At 45.3% G+C, this 19,102-nt stretch carries 12 protein-coding genes, 4 tRNA genes and 2 rRNA genes; 10 read left to right on the forward strand and 8 right to left on the reverse strand.

The window, feature by feature from the left end; genetic code table 11:
* Positions 1-28 precede the first annotated feature (28 nt).
* From JMY01_RS02480 to JMY01_RS02510, 8 genes are all read left to right on the forward strand, one after another.
* Positions 29-105 (forward strand) — tRNA-Ile (locus JMY01_RS02480).
* A gap of 7 nt (positions 106-112) precedes the next feature.
* Positions 113-188: transfer RNA gene (locus JMY01_RS02485), tRNA-Ala, on the forward strand.
* Positions 189-543: 355 nt separating this feature from the next.
* Positions 544-3,399, forward strand: a 23S ribosomal RNA gene (locus JMY01_RS02490).
* A 116-nt stretch (positions 3,400-3,515) separates the two neighbouring features.
* Positions 3,516-3,630, forward strand: a 5S ribosomal RNA gene (gene rrf, locus JMY01_RS02495).
* Positions 3,631-3,829: 199 nt separating this feature from the next.
* The gene (locus tag JMY01_RS02500; protein ID WP_201574079.1) at positions 3,830-4,243 is read left to right on the forward strand and encodes an OsmC family protein; all 414 of its coding nucleotides are present in this window, start codon (positions 3,830-3,832) and stop codon (positions 4,241-4,243) included.
* A 1-nt stretch (position 4,244) separates the two neighbouring features.
* Positions 4,245-4,709 (forward strand): flavodoxin family protein, encoded by a 465-nt coding sequence (locus JMY01_RS02505; RefSeq protein ID WP_201574080.1) that lies wholly within the window; start codon positions 4,245-4,247, stop codon positions 4,707-4,709.
* Position 4,710: 1 nt separating this feature from the next.
* Complete coding sequence (locus tag JMY01_RS14365) at positions 4,711-4,890, forward strand: DUF938 domain-containing protein (protein WP_307781389.1); 180 nt, start codon at positions 4,711-4,713, stop codon at positions 4,888-4,890.
* The gene (locus JMY01_RS02510; protein WP_307781390.1) at positions 4,883-5,338 is read left to right on the forward strand and encodes a DUF938 domain-containing protein; all 456 of its coding nucleotides are present in this window, start codon (positions 4,883-4,885) and stop codon (positions 5,336-5,338) included. Before JMY01_RS14365 ends, JMY01_RS02510 begins: the two co-directional genes overlap by 8 nt.
* Positions 5,339-5,452: 114 nt before the next feature.
* On the opposite strand, the gene ppc is transcribed toward JMY01_RS02510, so the two are convergent.
* Complete coding sequence (gene ppc, locus JMY01_RS02515; protein WP_201574081.1) at positions 5,453-8,221, reverse strand: phosphoenolpyruvate carboxylase; 2,769 nt, start codon at positions 8,219-8,221, stop codon at positions 5,453-5,455.
* Positions 8,222-8,294: 73 nt separating this feature from the next.
* A complete protein-coding gene (locus JMY01_RS02520) occupies positions 8,295-9,122 on the reverse strand; it encodes a dienelactone hydrolase family protein (RefSeq protein ID WP_201574082.1) in 828 nt (275 codons plus the stop codon).
* A 407-nt stretch (positions 9,123-9,529) separates the two neighbouring features.
* Between JMY01_RS02520 and JMY01_RS02525 the strand changes: the two genes are divergently transcribed.
* Together JMY01_RS02525 and JMY01_RS02530 are read left to right on the forward strand one after the other, a co-directional pair.
* Positions 9,530-11,617: a catalase gene (locus JMY01_RS02525; RefSeq protein ID WP_201574083.1), complete on the forward strand. Its 2,088-nt coding sequence runs from the start codon at positions 9,530-9,532 to the stop codon at positions 11,615-11,617.
* A 285-nt stretch (positions 11,618-11,902) separates the two neighbouring features.
* Positions 11,903-12,697: an MBL fold metallo-hydrolase gene (locus JMY01_RS02530; protein WP_201574084.1), complete on the forward strand. Its 795-nt coding sequence runs from the start codon at positions 11,903-11,905 to the stop codon at positions 12,695-12,697.
* A gap of 53 nt (positions 12,698-12,750) precedes the next feature.
* Here the strand turns inward: JMY01_RS02530 and JMY01_RS02535 are convergent.
* The 6 genes from JMY01_RS02535 to JMY01_RS02560 all read right to left on the reverse strand — a co-directional run bounded on the left by JMY01_RS02535 (position 12,751) and on the right by JMY01_RS02560 (position 19,091).
* A tRNA-Lys gene (locus JMY01_RS02535) sits at positions 12,751-12,826 on the reverse strand.
* Positions 12,827-13,042: 216 nt separating this feature from the next.
* Positions 13,043-13,118, reverse strand: a tRNA-Lys gene (locus tag JMY01_RS02540).
* Between the two features lie 442 nt (positions 13,119-13,560).
* Entirely contained in the window at positions 13,561-15,558 is a 1,998-nt protein-coding gene (locus JMY01_RS02545) for a MacB family efflux pump subunit (RefSeq protein ID WP_201574085.1), read from the reverse strand.
* 89 nt (positions 15,559-15,647) lie between these two features.
* Positions 15,648-16,982, reverse strand: a complete 1,335-nt coding sequence (locus tag JMY01_RS02550) for an efflux RND transporter periplasmic adaptor subunit (protein ID WP_201574086.1) — start codon at positions 16,980-16,982, stop codon at positions 15,648-15,650.
* 255 nt (positions 16,983-17,237) lie between these two features.
* Entirely contained in the window at positions 17,238-18,314 is a 1,077-nt protein-coding gene (locus JMY01_RS02555; RefSeq protein WP_201574087.1) for a DNA polymerase III subunit delta, read from the reverse strand.
* Positions 18,315-18,380: 66 nt separating this feature from the next.
* The gene (locus JMY01_RS02560) at positions 18,381-19,091 is read right to left on the reverse strand and encodes a hypothetical protein (RefSeq protein ID WP_227677633.1); all 711 of its coding nucleotides are present in this window, start codon (positions 19,089-19,091) and stop codon (positions 18,381-18,383) included.
* Between the last annotated feature and the right edge of the window lie 11 nt (positions 19,092-19,102).

Below are 19,102 nucleotides of genomic sequence, written 5' to 3' on the forward strand. Positions count from 1 at the left end.
AGCAGTGCTTTGATGGTATCCTCGCTCAGGGTCTGTAGCTCAGCTGGTTAGAGCACCGTGTTGATAACGCGGGGGTCAGTGGTTCAAGTCCACTTAGACCCACCATATATATGGGGCCATAGCTCAGTTGGTAGAGCGCCTGCCTTGCACGCAGGAGGTCAACGGTTCGACTCCGTTTGGCTCCACCACTATAAACGACATGCTTTAGATAGAATATTTAAATACGTATAAATAGAAACAAGTGATTCAGCCAAGATGGCATTGATTACTTCTTTCTGTTTTATACAGAATCTGTGACTCGACGAGAGCACAGAGACTATTTAAAAACATAGATATGAGTCTGGGTTAGTGATGACATGTTCACGTGTCGTCATTAACCTTAATAACTCACTACTTAACGACATCAGTTGTTATCCCAGTAGTGAGTTATTAAAAAAGTAAAGAGAACTGAATCAAGCGTAAACATAGGTGATATCGTTATAATTACGACAGACAACACTTAGTAATCAAACTCTTTAAGAGTAAGACTACTTGGGGTTGTATGGTCAAGTAATTAAGCGCACATGGTGGATGCCTTGGCAGTCAGAGGCGATGAAAGACGTGACAGCCTGCGATAAGCTTCGGGGAGGCGGCAATATCCTGTGATCCGGAGATTTCTGAATGGGGAAACCCACTTACCATAAGGTAGGTATCTTGTACTTGTACAAGAAGCGAACGAGGGGAAGTGAAACATCTCAGTACCCTTAGGAAGAGACATCAATTGAGATTCCCCTAGTAGCGGCGAGCGAACGGGGAGAAGCCGATTAATGCTAATGTAGAAGAACAGCGTGGGAAAGCTGACCATAGTAGGTGATAGTCCTGTATTCGAAACATTAGCGTTAACATATTAAGTAGAGCGGGGCACGAAAATCCTGTTTGAAGATGGGGGACCATCCTCCAAGGCTAAATACTCCTGACTGACCGATAGTGAACCAGTACCGTGAGGGAAAGGCGAAAAGAACCCCTGTGAGGGGAGTGAAATAGAACCTGAAACCGTGTGCGTACAAGCAGTGGGAGCCACCTTGCGTGGTGACCGCGTACCTTTTGTATAATGGGTCAGCGACTTATATTCTGTAGCAAGGTTAACCATTTAGGGAGCCGTAGGGAAACCGAGTCTTAATAGGGCGTCTAGTTGCAGGGTATAGACCCGAAACCGAGTGATCTATCCATGAGCAGGTTGAAAGTGCCGTAACAGGCACCGGAGGACCGAACCCACTGTCGTTGAAAAGCCAGGGGATGACTTGTGGATAGGGGTGAAAGGCTAATCAAACTCGGTGATAGCTGGTTCTCCCCGAAAGCTATTTAGGTAGCGCCTCGGACGAACACCATTGGGGGTAGAGCACTGTTTCGGCTAGGGGGTCATACCGACTTACCAAACCGATGCAAACTCCGAATACCGATGAGTGATATCCGGGAGACACACAGTGGGTGCTAACGTCCATTGTGGAGAGGGAAAACCCAGACCGCCAGCTAAGGCCCCAAATTCCTAGTTAAGTGGGAAACGAGGTGGGAAGGCATAGACAGCTAGGAGGTTGGCTTAGAAGCAGCCATCCTTTAAAGAAAGCGTAATAGCTCACTAGTCGAGTCGGCCCGCGCGGAAGATGTAACGGGGCTCAAACTAGGAGCCGAAGCTGCGGATTTGAATTTGTTTTCAAGTGGTAGGGGAGCGTTGTGTAAGCCTGTGAAGGTGTGTCGTAAGGCATGCTGGAGGTATCACAAGAGCGAATGCTGACGTGAGTAACGATAATGCGAGTGAAAAGCTCGCACGCCGGAAGATCAAGGGTTCCAGTCCAACGTTAATCGGGGCTGGGTGAGTCGACCCCTAAGGCGAGGCCGAAAGGCGTAGTCGATGGGAAATCGGTTAATATTCCGATACTTGTTTATGATGCGATGGATGGAGGGACGGAGAAGGTTATGCCAGCCTGGCGATGGTTGTCCAGGTGGAAGGATGTAGGTTTATAGCTTAGGTAAATCCGGGCTATTTCATACCGAGATCTGATAGCAAGCTGTACTTGTACAGCGAAGTGGCAAATACCATGCTTCCAGGAAAAGCTTCTAAGCGATAGTCATAAACGAATCGTACCCTAAACCGACACAGGTGATCAGGTAGAGAATACCAAGGCGCTTGAGAGAACTCTGCTGAAGGAACTAGGCAAAATGGTACCGTAACTTCGGGAGAAGGTACGCTGCTGATGGTGAAGGACTTGCTCCGTAAGCTATTGGCAGTCGCAGATACCAGGCTGCTGCAACTGTTTATTAAAAACACAGCACTCTGCAAACACGAAAGTGGACGTATAGGGTGTGATGTCTGCCCGGTGCTGGAAGGTTAATTGATGGGGTTAGCGTAAGCGAAGCTCTTGATCGGAAGCCCCAGTAAACGGCGGCCGTAACTATAACGGTCCTAAGGTAGCGAAATTCCTTGTCGGGTAAGTTCCGACCTGCACGAATGACATAATGATGGCAGCGCTGTCTCCAGCAGAGACTCAGTGAAATCGAAATCGCAGTGAAGATGCTGTGTACCCGCGGCTAGACGGAAAGACCCCGTGAACCTTTACTACAGCTTTACATTGAACTTTGACCTGACTTGTGCAGGATAGGTGGGAGGCTTTGAAGAGACACGCTAGTGTTTGTGGAGCCAATCTTGAAATACCACCCTGGTCATGTCGGGGTTCTAACTCAGGTATAACAGTACCGAGGACAATGTATGGTGGGTAGTTTGACTGGGGCGGTCTCCTCCTAAAGAGTAACGGAGGAGTACGAAGGTGCGCTCAGAACGGTCGGAAATCGTTCATAGAGTATAAAGGCAAAAGCGCGCTTAACTGCGAGACCCACAAGTCGAGCAGGTACGAAAGTAGGTCTTAGTGATCCGGTGGTTCTGTATGGAAGGGCCATCGCTCAACGGATAAAAGGTACTCTGGGGATAACAGGCTGATACCGCCCAAGAGTTCATATCGACGGCGGTGTTTGGCACCTCGATGTCGGCTCATCTCATCCTAGGGCTGAAGCAGGTCCTAAGGGTATGGCTGTTCGCCATTTAAAGAGGTACGCGAGCTGGGTTTAGAACGTCGTGAGACAGTTCGGTCCCTATCTACCGTGGGCGTTGGAAATTTGAGAGGAGCTGCTCCTAGTACGAGAGGACCAGAGTGGACGAACCACTGGTGTTCGGGTTGTCATGCCAATGGCATTGCCCGGTAGCTACGTTCGGATGGGATAACCGCTGAAAGCATCTAAGCGGGAAGCCTACCTCAAGATAAGATTTCCCTAAAGAGCCGTTCAAGACTAGGACGTTGATAGGCAGGGTGTGGAAGCGCAGCGATGCGTGTAGCTAACCTGTACTAATTGCTCGTTTGGCTTGACCATACAACACCCAAGTGGTTTGTATACAAGTCTAATTATTTCGATATCACCTATTGCTTGATTCAGTCAAGTAGTGTGATAAGTCACATAAAACAACAGACTCATATCTAACCCCCTTTGCTGACGACAATAGCACGATGGCACCACCTGATCCCTTCCCGAACTCAGAAGTGAAACATCGTTGCGCCGATGGTAGTGTGGCTCCGGCCATGTGAGAGTAGGTCATCGTCAGCTCTCTATTCTAAAAAGCCCCCCAACTTAATTGTTGGGGGGCTTTTTTTATTGGTCAAATTTGCAGTCTTCAAGTAAACTGTATGCTAGTTTATGCTTAAGTTTTGCAGTCTTCAAGTAAACTGTATGCTAGTTATTGTCATATGCTTTAGGTACACTACTGATATAGTGAGTTTTCTACTGAAAATAATAGGGCAATAATATGACAACCTCAAAAGTAACCTACCAAGGCGACCTACGTACTACTGCCACCCACCTGCAATCAAACAATGAAATCATCACTGATGCGCCGACTGACAACCAAGGCAAGGGCGAGGCTTTTTCACCGACTGATTTATTGGCGACGAGCTTAGCCAGTTGTATGCTAACCATTATTGGTATCAAAGCACGTGACATGGATATTGATATTGCAGGTACTACTGCTGAAGTGACTAAAGTCATGCTAGCTGATCCCAGACGTGTCAGTGAAGTACATATCGCTATTACCTTTAATCAACAGCTAGACGATAAAACGCAAAAAATATTCTACAACACTGCGCTTACGTGCCCTGTCGCTCAAAGCATACATCCTGACATCATACAGAACGTGACGCTTAACCATACGGGCGGTAATTGATATGGCTACCAAAACTTTACTTATTGTCGCGCATGCACCATCGCCTAATACAAAAAAACTAGCACAAGCGGCTTATGATGGTGCTAATCATCCTGACCTAGATGTCAATGTCATTCTAAAATCGCCGCAAGACACACAGCCTGAAGATGTATTGGCAGCAGATGCGCTATTGTTAGGGACGACAGAAAACCTGGCTTATATGGCGGGGCTAACCAAAGATTTCTTTGATCGTTGCTATTATCCTGTATTGGAAGAGAAACAGGGTATGCCGTTTGCCTTATATATTCGAGCAGGGCATGATGGTACAGGTACTAAGCTTGCTATGAAGACCATTACTACTGGACTGCGCTGGGAATGGATTCAAGAAGCATTGATCTTACAAGGTGATTGGCAAGACAGCTTTACTGAGCAAGTAGAAGAACTTGCCATGACACTTGCCGCTGGATTAGAAGCAGGTATTTATTAATATGATAGCCAACTTACCCTTTTCACAAGCTTGCGAAAATAATAAACAGCCAATCTTATCTGTTTTGCAAAAAGAGCTAAAAGACTCCCTGCATGTGTTAGAAGTTGGCTCAGGCACTGGTCAGCATAGCGTCTATTTTGCACCCAGATTAGCGCATTTGACATGGCAAACCAGTGAGTGATGTTGTCAATAATCATGCAAGTATCAATGCGTGGCACGCTGCACATCCTGCCGCTAACTTATATGCACCGCTTGCTTTTGATTTAGCTCACGATTCCGTGCCAGTGAATGAGGCTGTTGCTACACCTTATGATGCAGTATTTACGGCCAATACTCTGCATATAATCTCTTGGCCTTTGGTTGAGCAATTATTTAACTTGGTTGGAGGTGCACTACCTGCACACGGAAAACTGATCATATACGGGCCATTTAACGAAAATGGATACTATACTAGTGCGAGTAATCAGCAGTTTGATATTAGCTTACGGCAGCGTGATGCAAACAGCGGCATTCGCAATTTAGAAGACATCATAGAATTAGCAGAACAACATCGTTTAACATTAAATGAGAGATATGCGATGCCTGCGAACAATCAAATATTAGTCTTTCAAAAGTTATCATCAGACTAAAAGTTATTTTCAAACTAGGAATAAAAAACTGAATTGACTCACTGCAATAAAACAATGAAATCAACTCAGTTAGGAAGCTGGTTCAAACCGTTAAGGATATTGCTATTCTTAATCCTAGCCTGTATTGCGTAATCCTGCGGCTAAGGCGTTGATACTACGGATTAATGGGTCTTCTACAGCAAGTTTATCCTCTGCTGTGTCTTTTTGGCGCATGCGTTTGAGTAGCTCGATTTGAATATAATTAATCGGGTCTAAGTAGGCATTACGCCACTCCAAGGAATGAGCCAAGTCTTGTTGATTTGCAAGTAAAGACTCCTGATCTAGCAATGAGTTAAGACCTGCGTTGGTAAGTTCATGCTCATCAATGACTGCCTGCATTATTTGCTCGCGTAAGGTTTCATCCTCACATAATTGACTGTATGCACGGGCAATACTCATCTCAGATTTGGTAAAGGCCATTTCAATATTGCTGATGAAGGCACTGAAAAACGGCCAGTTTTTATTCATCTCCTTCATCAAGTCTTCATCTTTTTTGACACTATCTAGAGCGCTACCCACTCCGTACCAAGCAGGGAGGGTAAAGCGCGCCAATGACCAGCCAAATACCCAAGGTATCGCCCGAATGGTAGACTTACTTGGCAGTCCTTTTTTACGATGGGCAGGGCGTGAGCCAATATTCAGCAATGAAATCTCTTGTACAGGTGTGGCTTCAGAATAAAACTTATAGAAGCCTTCTGTGTTATCAGTCAGGGCACGGTATTGCTGTTCACCAGCATCTGCCAAACGAGCAAATAGGGTTTCATAGCTATCAAGCTGTGTTGGTTGTGCCACAAATCGTGATGAGCTGGCTTTTAGCGCACCAGTGATTCCCATGGTTAATTCAAAGACCGCCGTATCTGGATTGGCATACTTAGCGTAAAGCACTTCGCCTTGCTCAGTGAACTTGATTTGACCGTTTAAGGTGCCCGCAGGTTGGGCGGCGATGGCTTGATGGGTGGAGCCACCACCGCGACTGACAGAACCACCGCGGCCATGGAACAGCCGGGTGCTGATGCCGTATTTGTTGGCAATATTGGTAATGGTTTGCTGAGCGCTATACAGCTGCCAAGCAGAGGTGATAATGCCGCCATCTTTTGAAGAATCTGAGTAGCCAAGCATGATTTCTTGCAAGTTCCCTGAGTGCTCGAGTAGCTCACGATATAGTGGGTTTTCTAAAATCGTAGGCATGATCTTGTCAATGTTTTTAAGATCTTCAATGGTTTCAAATAAAGGTGCAACGGGTAGGGCAGCAAATAAATGACCTTCATTATCGATGCCAGATAAGCCCGCAAAACGCATCAGTAGAAGCACTTCTAACAGTTGACTGGCATTATTGGTCATGGAGATAACATAGCTACCAAAAGTATCTTCGCCAACCAGTTTGCGCAATTTCGCCACAGAGTTCATCAAGTTAAGCTGTTCACGCGTCTGCTCGCTCAAATTATCACTATAAATAAGCGGTGTGCCAGGGTTCTCTAATAAACGTGTTAACCACTGTTGGCGCTCTGTTTCGCTGAGTGATTGATAGTCTGGTAGATTGGAAGCACTGGCAAAAATGTCAGCAATGACTTCGCCGTGATATCCTGAATCTTGGCGAATATCGAGAGATGCCAAGTGAAATCCGCAGGTTTTTACCAAGCGAATGGTATCAAGCAGCAAACCTTCGCCATGAGCCTGGTCATGGGTGTTCACACTTTGGCGAATGAGTCGTAAGTCATCTAACAAGGCTTGGGGTGTTGAATAGGCATCTTTTCCGGCCTCACTATCTGTTCCTTGGCTTTGGATATGCTGGTTGGTCGCTTTTATTTTGGCAAGAATGATGGACAGTAGTCTTCGGTACGGCTCGTTATGATAATCTTCAGGATTATAGAAGAAGACTTTTTGATCAAGCTGGCTGTAGTCTTTGATGCGGGCATAAATATCTGGGGCAATGTCGACAATGGTGTCGCTATGGATAAGCTCGCGACGCAGCTTTCTGATGAGGACTTGGTAATGACGGAGCACCGTATTGGCATGCATCAGTACTGCCATCTCGGTAGTTTCGTGAGTGACGAAGGGATTACCATCTCTATCGCCACCAATCCAAGAGCCAAAGCTGACAAAAGCGGGTAGGGGATAGTCGGTGAGTTCTGGGTAGACTTCGACTATGGCATCTTTGGTATTACGATACACCTTTGGAATGGCGGTGAATAAACTGGCATCAAAATAGTGCAAGCCGTTGTTTATTTCATCGTAGACCAACGGTTTGCGAGTACGGACTTCGTCTGACGACCAAAGCAAATCAATGGTTTCGGCGGTTTTTTGCTTCGCTTGCTCAAAGGCTAAGCTGCCTTCGGGATAATCGCTCATGGCATCTGTATGCTCGTATAGCGTTTGCAAGATATTCATGGTGGTGCGTCTACGAGCTTCGGTGGGATGTGCCGTAAAAACGGGAATAAATTTAAGATCGTCGATGAGCTCTTTTATTTGATCAGGCTCAATGTTACGTTCACGGCACTCTAGTAAAGTGCGGCGAAATGAGCCTTCCCAGCTTTGGTTGGACTCGGCACGCATGGCACGGCGCTGCTCACGTAGGTAGTTTTCTTCAGTCAAGTTTGCAAGAAAAAAGTATATAGAGAACGCACGAATGACGTTTTTTAATGTTTGATTGTCTAACGAGGCAATGAGGTCGATGAGTTGCTGTTTGTGCGCTGCATTGTGCTCGCGACGCTCCTGAATAAAGCCTTTACGCAAGGTCTCAATGGTATGGACAGTGTCTTCCCCAGATTGGCGAGAAATGGCCTCACCCAAAAATGATCCTAACAATCTAACACGTGTACGCAATAATTCGTTCTTTAGTAACATGAATGTCTTCCTTGTCTTCTAACAGACTGGTTAATAAATAAGGTTCGCTCTTCTTATAGGGTACAAACTAAAGTTATTTATATGCATTGGCTAAAAAATCTGTATAACGTCTCCAAGAGCGCTCATCGGCACGAGCATTGTATCTATCAGGATTATTGAAGTCAGTAAAGGCATGGACTGCACCGCTATAAGTCAGCATCTCATGGGGTACTCCACTGGTTTCTAACGTCTTACCAAGGGCGGTAAAATCCTCAAACGGCACGGCTTCGTCGGCACTGCCATGAAAGACTAAAATCTCACCCTTCGTTTTATCATAAGTTTGACCCGCTGGCAGCTCAAGCCCCCCATGAAAAGGCACAAACGCTTTTTGCGGAAATCCTGAACGCGCAAGCTCTAAGGCCACACTACCACCAAAACAATAGCCCATCGTCACGCCTTCACGGACGTTATTACCTTGCTCTTGCCCTGCATTTAATGCCCCTTGCAGTAAACGGCGCATTTTGCTGCGGTCATCATATAGCGCTGCGGTTAGGCGCTTCTTATCTGCCAACTCAGTGGGACGAACACCAGTGCCAAACATATCTGCTGCGAACACGTTGTAGCCTTGCTTAGCCAACATGTCGGCACGTTTGCGCTCATAGTCTGTTAGCCCATCCCAATCATGAATGAGCAAGATAAAAGGCGCATTGGCTTTATCTGCTTTTGCATAATAGCCTTGGTAAGGCTGCTCGTCCACCGTATAGGTAATATCTTTGGTAATAATGGCGGCTGCCGTTTGGCTAACGCTCAGTGCTATCAAACCCATCGAGGTTGCAAGCATTAATGAGCAGATTCGCTTAGGTGAAGAGTTGGATGGAGAATCGGATGATAAGTTAGATGTGGTCAATAATTTAAGTAACATAATAGCTAGCCTCATAATTTAATAGAAGAGAGATAAATATGTGGCTAAAGACACTGTCCATTTATTTATCATCGATGTGTAAGCCTTTATCAAAGCATACCTGAAAGAATGTCTGCATGACAATAACTCATTATTAATACCTACAATTTCAAAGACGGCTACAGACTCGATGTTAAGTGTATAGAATTTAACCAAATATCAACACGCTTAACGATATATGTGACATAAATGATTGGTTTTTTTAAGTAATATAATTGATGAGCATATTTTTCAAATCAAACAGTGCTAATACACAGATAAGCAATTGACAGTTGAAGTCACTATGAAGCTCCAAGGATAAAAATACTGTGTAATGGCTTTTTGATGGTCTCATCAGAGTCCATTTTACTCATCAGCTAGGATATATTATGAAAAAGGATTTAGATCATACCGACCCCGCCAAGAGTATGAATACGGAACGTGGCAATGGAGGCGAGACCCATCAGCGCGCAGGGGATGACAGTACAGTTTTAACGACCCAGCAAGGTGTCGTGATTTCAGATAATCAAAACTCTCTAAAAGTAGGCGCACGAGGGCCAACTCTATTGGAAGATTTTGTATTACGTGAAAAGATTCATCATTTTGACCATGAGCGTATTCCTGAGCGTATCGTTCATGCGCGTGGTAGTGCTGCGCACGGTTATTTTGAACTAACAGAGTCATTAGAAGAATATACCACTGCGAAAATTTTGACCGAAACTGGCAAGCAGACGCCATTGTTTACGCGCTTTTCTACCGTTGCTGGTAATAAAGGCTCAAAAGATACACCACGTGATGTACGTGGTTTTGCCGTGAAGATCTATACTGAAGAAGGTAATTGGGACATCGTTGGTAACAACATGCCAATCTTCTTTATTCAAGATGCGATGAAATTCCCAGACCTAATCCATGCGGTTAAGCCAGAGCCTGATCGCGGCTTCCCGCAAGCGGCATCTGCCCATGATACGTTTTGGGACTTTGTATCGTTAAGTCCTGAGACCATGCATAATTTGATTTGGCTGATGAGTGATCGCGCTCTGCCACGTAGCCTACGCATGATGGAAGGCTTTGGTATCCATAGCTATCGTTTGATCAACAAAGATGGTAAAAGTACCTTTGTGCGTTTCCACTGGAAGCCAGTACTTGGTGTACAGTCGACCACGTGGGATGAGGCAGTGAAAATTTCAGGGGCTGATCCTGACTATCATCGTCGTGATTTGTTTGAATCAATAAATAACGGCGACTATCCTGAATGGGAGTTTGGCGTCCAGTTATTTACCGAAGAAGAAGCCAATGAATTTCCATTTGACCATTTAGACGCCACTAAACTAATTCCAGAAGAAATGGTACCAGTGAAAGTAGTCGGTAAAATGGTACTCAATCGTTATCCAGATAATTTCTTTGCGGAAACGGAGCAAGTCGCGTTCTGTCCATCACACTTGCCACCTGGTATCGACTTTAGTAATGACCCATTATTACAAGGTCGTCTATTTAGCTACTTAGATACTCAGCTGTCACGTTTAGGCTCGCCAAACTTTGCCCAAATTCCTATCAACGCGCCGAAATGTCCGTTTGCCAATAATCAGCAAGATGGTCATATGCAGATGCAAGTGCCTAAAACACGTACTCTTTATGAGCCGCAAAGCTTAGATCCAACTAGACCACGTGAGAGCGCCAAACGTGGTTTTGAGTCATTCCATGAGCAGTTAGATGATGGCGTAAAAGGGCGCGTGCGTGCAGAGAGCTTCGCAGATCATTATAGCCAACCGCGTATGTTCTACCGTAGTCAGACACCAGCTGAGCAAGCACATATTGCTTCTGCTTACGCGTTTGAGCTTGGTAAGGTGGATACGGCACATGTACGTACTCGTATGCTAAGTCATCTGCCTCATATCGATGAAGACTTGGCAAATCGGGTGGCAAAAGCGCTTGGTATGGAGTTGCCAGAACCCGCTGATGCAGCCGCTCCAGTACAAGATATGGCGACTTCCGATGCCGTACAAACGATTGGTCTGACTCCTAAGAGTTTAAAAGGGCGTTTGATTGGTATCTTGGTTGCTGATGGCTCCAAGCATAGCGAAATCAAAAAGTTTGAAGATGCGGCGAAAGAGCAGGGCGCTAGCGTAAAAATTGTTGCACCTAATAAGGAAGTTGTGTTGGATGACGATACACGCATACAAGCAGATGAGCGTCTCGCTGGTGGCCCTTCAGTGATGTTTGATGCGGTTGTTAGTATCATCATGCCTGATCAAGCTAAGAAGCTTGCCAAAGACAGCTCAGCATTGGATTGGTTCAATGACGCTTATGGACATTGTAAAGCGATTGCTTATTGCGGTGCGACCGATGAATTTATCTTAAGTAAGCTACCTATCGAAAAAGATAGCTTTGTTACGCCATTGGCTGAGTTAGATAGCTTTATTGAAAACGCCAAGTCGCGTCTGTGGGAACGTGAGCCAAAGGTTCGTGATCTTGCCTAGTTAAATCAGTAAAGGCTAGCTTAGCAAAGGTCAGCTTTGTTTAAAAAATGCTGACTACAATCTCAATTATCAAATACATTATCTTAAACTCAGCCTCTGTGCTGAGTTTTTGCTTTTTTTATAATAAGGTTATAAGTTTTTCGTTCAAACACTATGTAAAGCTAATTATTTATAGTCACAAGCGTTCACTCAAAGTCGTTTATTTAAAATTACTGAGCGCTATACTAAAGCTCATTGCTTACATTGAAAGGAAGCCTCACAACGATAGTGGGGCAGGGAATATAAATGAGTTTATGTGAAATTGTACGCCTAGATGGATATATTCAGAGTACGTACCTTGCGGTATATCCAGATAAAATTATGTTACTGGACGGTGGTTGCCGCCCTGATGTAGCAATGGTGCTAGACTATATTAAGACAATATTACAGCGGCCAATAACCGATCTAAAAGTAGTCGTGGTCACCCATATGCATCCTGATCATGCAGGCGGGGCGCAAAAATTTAGAGAAGCGACAGGCTGCATGATTGTATCTGCAGATAAGAAGGGTCAGTGGTATAAAGGGCTTGGCGGGCGAGCCATGCATCTGGTAGATATGAGTCTGGCGCATTACGTGGCGAGGCGTCAAGGGCGCTCACCTAGAAACTTGTACTATCCAGCCCATCTTAAGCCTGATTTTGTCGTTAAAGATAGAGACTGTGTGCCAGGATTTGATGAATGGCAAGTGCTTGAAACGCCAGGACATACAGATCGTGATTTATCTTTGTTTCATGTGCCGAGTCGCAAAGTATATACGGCAGATTTGATCATTAAGCTACGTCATAAATTCGTGGCACCGTTTCCCATCTATGATCCCAAGGTCTATATTCAGTCGCTGCAAAAAATAAAAGCGTTAAAGCCATCAGTAGTCATGATGGCACATGGACGTGAGTTGGCGATAGATGAAGCGACTTTTGATATGCTGATTACTCAGGCGCCTAAGCATCCACGTACGATCAAAGATACCATCAAGCATAAGTTGCTGTGGCGAAAAGATGCTGACTTTAGTATCTTTAAGCGTAACCGTAAAGCTAAGCGTTAAAAAGTCATAAAAAAAGCCCAGTCATTATAATTAATGACTGGGCTTTTGGAATATGGTGGACCGACCGCGACTCGAACGCGGGACCAATTGATTAAAAGTCAACTGCTCTACCAACTGAGCTATCGGTCCTGAGCGAGGATAAAATGAAGTACTACTTCATCCGAGCGCAAGAGAATTTACATTTTCGTAAATTCTAAAAAACTCGATATCAACACTAGGTTTGCATTTTACTGCAAGAGAATTTTCCTTGAAGGGAAAATTCTAAAAACTAAACATCATAATGACGTCTTTTAAACTTATTAAGCAACTACCGGATAGGGTAGAACGAATAACAAGAACTAAATATGGTGGACCGACCGCGACTCGAACGCGGGACCAATTGATTAAAAGTCAACTGCTCTACCAACTGAGCTATCGGTCCTGAGCGAGGATAAAATGAAGTACTACTTCATCTGAGCGCAAGAGAATTTACATTTTCGTAAATTCTAAAAGCTATGTATCCAAACTAAGGGTTGCAATTATTCGCAAGAGAAAATCCTTTAAATAGGATTTTCTAATACTTATGCATATAATCAATGTATCTGATCGTATACAAGCGAACTTACATTTTCGTAAATTCTAATAACTTAAATTCTCTTTATATCGACTTATCGATATCAACAGAGGCATCAAGCTTGTTCTCTCGTTTAGATTGTTTGTATCTCTAAACGTGAGAGCACATTATATATATAATTATGACAATTACAACCCCACTTCATCAAAAAAGTGCAAATCTTAAGGAAAATAGTATATTTCTTCAGTTTTTCATCATTTTATATATTTTTGGCACTTTATAACTGGCACATCGTATCAGTAATCGGTCGTTAATCTCTCGAAAGGGCTTCAACAGGATCCAATTTGGCCGCATTACGCGCCGGTAAAAAGCCGAAAATGACACCGATGAGTGTTGAGCATACAAATGCTGCAATAATAGAGGTCGGTGAGTAGATAACTTTAAAACTATCACCGCCAACACGATTAATCAGCTCACCAATGGCAAATGCCAGTCCAATCCCAAGTAGTCCACCTAAAATACAGACCAAAATAGCTTCTATTAAAAACTGTTGTAAGATATCGCTTTGGCGTGCACCGACTGCCATACGTACCCCAATCTCATTGGTGCGCTCAGTGACTGAGACTAACATTATATTCATGACGCCAATACCACCAACCACTAGAGATATAATTGCGATGGATGAGATCAACAAGGTCATGGCTGTGGTGGTAGACTCAATGGTTTGACGGATAGAATCTGAATTGCGTATGCGAAAATCGTCGGTACCATGGCGACTTATCATCAGTGTGGAGATTGCCGATTCTGCAGCAGATGAAGAAATACTATCATCAATCAAAGCGACGAAGCGTTGGATATTGGGACTACCTACCAGACGTGACATCATCGTTGTGTAGGGCATATATAGGGTTGGAGAGTCCACCTGCCCACCAAATCCGCCATCATTAGGCGCAAGCACGCCAATGATGCGGCCAGGTACATTACCAATGAGCACGACCTCGCCGATGGGGTTAGCAGTATCAGGGAAAAAGGTCTGCTTGGCGTTGTCATCAATAATAATGTCTTGTGTACGTCGTAAGATGCTTTGCTCATCGAAGCCTTGACCTTGGATTAGGGTCTCACCTGTGACCGCTAGATAGTCTTTGCCCACACCGCTGACGCTAGCGGCTTCTTGTACGTTACGGTAACGCACATTCATATTGCTATCGAGCTGGGGGCTGACACTGACGACATAAGGCTGATCTGCAACCGCTTGTGCGTCATCAGGTGTTAGATTGTCATCACCATAATTTCGCCTAGGGTCACCCCAAGGATAGCCATCAATAACGGTGATGGTATTGGTGCCAAGTGAGCTGATATTGGCCAGTATTTGCTCCTGTGAGCCTTTACCGAGACCAACGACCGATACAACTGAAGCGATACCGATGATGATGCCAAGCATGGTAAGCAAGGTGCGCATTTTGTGAGCGCGCATCGCTAACAGTGACATCTTAAATGCTTCAGATAGACGGTCAAGAAAGCTACTAAAAGCACTCTTGCGATGTTTGTTGACGGCAGCTTTTGGTTGCGTTGGTTTTTTCTGATACGGCTCGTTTTTATAATCAGCGATCACGTAGCCGTCTTTTAGCTCGATCACCCGCTCGGCTTGCGCAGCAAGGTTGGGGTCATGAGTGACCATGATGATAGTGTGCCCTTGAGCATTCAAATCATGCAGTATTTGCATCACATCGTCGCCTGACTTGCTATCGAGCGCACCTGTCGGCTCATCAGCTAAGATAACATCGCCACCGTTCATCAGTGCGCGTGCGATGGACACACGTTGCTGTTGTCCACCTGACAGCTGGTTTGGGCGGTTATTGACTTTATCCGCCAGTCCTAAGTCTGCTAGCAGCTTTTCGGCACGCTCGCTACGGGCTTGTCCATCCATACCTGCATAAACGGCCGGAACAGCGACGTTATCTCTTGCACTAATGTCACCAAGTAAATGATAACGTTGAAAAATAAAACCAAAGTGCTCGCGGCGCAGCTTGGCCAGATCGTCTGCTTCTAAGCGGCTGACAGACTGTCCAAATACTTTATAGTCACCACTACTGGCTTGGTCTAGGCAGCCCAAGATATTCATCAAAGTAGACTTGCCTGAACCAGATTGACCGATGATGGCGACCATCTCGCCTTGATTGATAGTCAGCTCAATATCATGTAGCACACGAATAGTCTGCTCACCAGCTTTAAACTCTTTATTCAGTCCCTTGACCTGCATCAAGGGGATGTCTGCTGAGGTAGTAGAGGTGGTGTTTTTGCTGTTCATTGGTGATGCTGCCTATATCAATACTGCTTATATAAATCAATGTCAGAGTGTTATCTGTGTTGGCGGTACGCTAAGATTAGTGCTTAGCATTAAAATGGGCGTCTGCCACTTCTGCCTTGACTGCTACGTGCTGAGCCTTCTTCGCTCAAAATCACCTCATCACCTTCATTCAAACCGCTTAAGATTTGGGCATCGACACGGTTATTAATACCGACTTTTACTATTTGTTCAGTGACCTCACCATCTGCTTGTAGCACGCGAACCATGGCTGTTTTTACGCTAGGATCTTCATTGACGGTGTCAGGTTTTTTGGTTTTACCCGCAGGTTGTAATGCAGCCGCTGGAATCAGTAAGGTGTCTTTTGCTTCATTAATGACAATATAAACTTGGGCAGTCATGTCAATACGAAAGCGGCGATCGGTATTTGGTACTTCGATATAGCCGACATAATAAATCGCAGAATCAGTCGAGCTGGTGTCACTGATGCGTTCAGGTGCTGGCTCGATGGCTTTGAGAACTGCATCAAACTTTTGATCAGGATTACCAATGACATTGAAGTAAACGGGCATACCCGCATCGACGTTGATGACATCGGCTTCGGAGATTTGCGCGTTAATACGTACCGTTGATAAATCTGCTAAGGTGACGATGGTTGGAGCCGTTTGGTTGGCGTTAACGGTAGTGCCTTGTTCGGTAGTAATGGAAACCACCGTGCCTGAGATAGGCGCGCGAATGGTGGTGTAGCTGAGGTCTTCCTCAGCCGTGCTGACGTTAGTCTGTGATTTGCGTAGCGCAGCTTGCTGACTGTTTATGTTGGCTTGTGTCGTGGCAATGGCGGCTTTGGCATTATCGATGGCGGCGCGCGCATTGGCAACGGCGGCCTTGGCGGTCTCAACGCGGGTCGCTTGCGTGTCATACTCTTGCTGCGAGATCGCATCAATGGCGACCAAAGACTGCAGGCGGGTAAAATCAGACTGTGCTTGCTTAAGCTCAGACTGGCGGCTAGCAAGGTCAGCATACGCGCTCTTTAGGCTGGCTTGACGGCTTAATGACTCTGCTTGTGCGCTTTGTATGGCCGCTTCACTTTGCTCGAGGCTGGCTTGTTGATTGCTTAAGTTGTTCTTTTGTGTGACTTGGTCGATTTGTGCGATGAGGTCGCCTTGCTGTACTTGATCACCCACTTCTACGTATAGACGCTTTACCTCACCAGATACCTGCGCACCGACATCCACGGTATTTAACGCTTTGACTTTACCAGAGGCCATGACGTTATTTTCAATATCGCCAATCTCAGCTATCGCTGTCAGATAGTTGGGTGTAGCATCTTTTGGTTTAAAGAAGGTATAGGCTAAAGCCCCTAAAGCTAGGATAATTAAGGCGATGACAGCCCATTTAATAGCAGACTTTTTGCTTATTTTGCGCATGACAACAATCCAATCACAATTAAATCAAGTGTAGCTATAGTAGAGAGTTCAGGGGCAAAAGGGAATAGCAATTAGTTTACGAAAGGTTAAGGTGTCTTTGGAGAAGGTAAGAGAAGCACAGGCTAAGTGTCATGATTGGGGAAGACAGTTCGTTTTAGAGATGATAAGAAAATCAACTTTAGATAGGAGGGGGTGTTGGCATAGCTGATCAAAGAATAGAGATGGTAAAGCTTAGATAGCAAAAACAAGAGATACTTATCGAGCTGTAAACAAGCGTTTTCCAGATAACTCAAGCGCTGCTTGCAATAGCAATTCCCACGCTGGTTGGCGGACAAGGCCTTTGATTGCTTGGTCACAGCGATACAGTAGGGCAGGCCACTGTGCAGTTTGCGCTTTTGACTGACGGCGGCATGCCCCTTGATATAAGCTTTGCTTGCTACGCCAAATACCTAGCGCTTGCGGGTCTTGCCCATCCATCAATTGCATAATCTGACGCATGTCTTTGCTGATTGCCCAGAGTACTAAAGTAGTAGGTTCATCAGTAGCTTTGAGTTGAAAGATGATCTTTGCCACTTGCGCGCTATTACCTGCCAGCATCGCATCTGATAAATCAAAGACGCTAAATTGAGCGTCACTGACTAGGGCGGCTTGTAAGTCTTTGATATCCAAGGCCACTTCCGTAGAAGGCTTTGCAGAGGCGTGGCTGTCATTATTGGTATCAACGCTATTGGCCATCAGCTCTGGAGCAAATAGATAAGATAGCCGCCATAACGTCTGGTAAGCACTTAAGAGATGATGCTCAGTGTGTGACATGAGCAGCTGCCAAGCATCTTGAGACAGTCTTAACCCAAACTGCTGCACACGTATTTGCAACAGCTGCTGACGTTGCTGTTCGTTGTATAGGTTGCAGTCAATGACGTGGCCATATTGAGCAAACGGCGCAAACCATTTACTGCTTTGGGCGCGGCGATCTTGCTTGGGTGTTAGCCATAATAAACTATGACTGTGTGCACCCGTCTGCGCATCCTGGGCGAAGCGCTCTAACTCAGCGATCACGGCTTTGTCAGGTTTATGATTGCCAGTCACGATAAGCGCGCTTGCATCATCAAACAAAGACTGGCTACCTAGCTCTGACAAAACCTCTTGCCAGCTTTTAACTGATATCAGCTCAATGCGCTTGATGGCGTAATTTTGTGCGCGCCAATGCGGACGCATGGCATCGATAAGCCATTGACTTAGGAGTGGCTCATCACCATGCGCCAGCCACAAGCCCGCTACTGCAACGGAAGGTTGCAATAGTTTTGGGTAAGCTTGAATAAAGGTATCTTGCATCAGTAGTGAGCTATCATTTTTTAAGGTTAAGAGAAGTTATAAAATAAAGATAAGGAGTAATATCTTTTATGGATTTGGCGCGATGACAGTTGTTGTCTCCGAGCTTTTAATCATTTGCACTGATTTGTTGGCGCTGCTTGGAGCTACTTTAGGCAGTGCAATAGCGACGTATTGATCTGTGATACGGCGTGCCAAGCTATCATAGAGCCAATCACGAATTTGAGTACCTTGTTGATCATCGGTACTGACTGAGGCCTCGTTATATTGGTAGCTACGCTCAACTTGGATAGGATTGGTGAGCGTCACAGGTTTACCGTTTTCCAAAGTCTGATAGCTGACATCTGCTGATAAGACCAAGCGGATTTCTGTTAGGACGCCGACCAGCTCATAACGTTTAAAGCGTACGTTATTGACAGTAATAGTGGCAATCTGATCAGCAGTCGCACGGTTGGCATTCTCTATCACTGCGATACTATCAACTACTTCGATACCTAAAGCCTCTAGGCTTCGCGTTAACGGCAGTTTTAGTGGAAACGAGGTGCGATTGTCCTCAATGATTACTGCTGTCTTGTCCACATCAAATTTCAAGGGTGCATCATAGCCACGCAGCTGAAAACCGCAACCACTTAGCGTAGCTGTCGTACCAAGCACTGCAAACATCGGCAGGGAGGCGAGGAGTATCGTCACCAGTTTTTGCCCACGATGTTTGTTTGCTACATTGCTTTGTGCCTGTGTTTGCACTTGCTGTGGCGGCACAGCTCGATGCTTGTACGACATAATCGCTATCC

This window comes from Psychrobacter sp. H8-1 (assembly GCF_904846575.1).
In the GTDB taxonomy this organism is placed as follows: domain Bacteria; phylum Pseudomonadota; class Gammaproteobacteria; order Pseudomonadales; family Moraxellaceae; genus Psychrobacter; species Psychrobacter fulvigenes.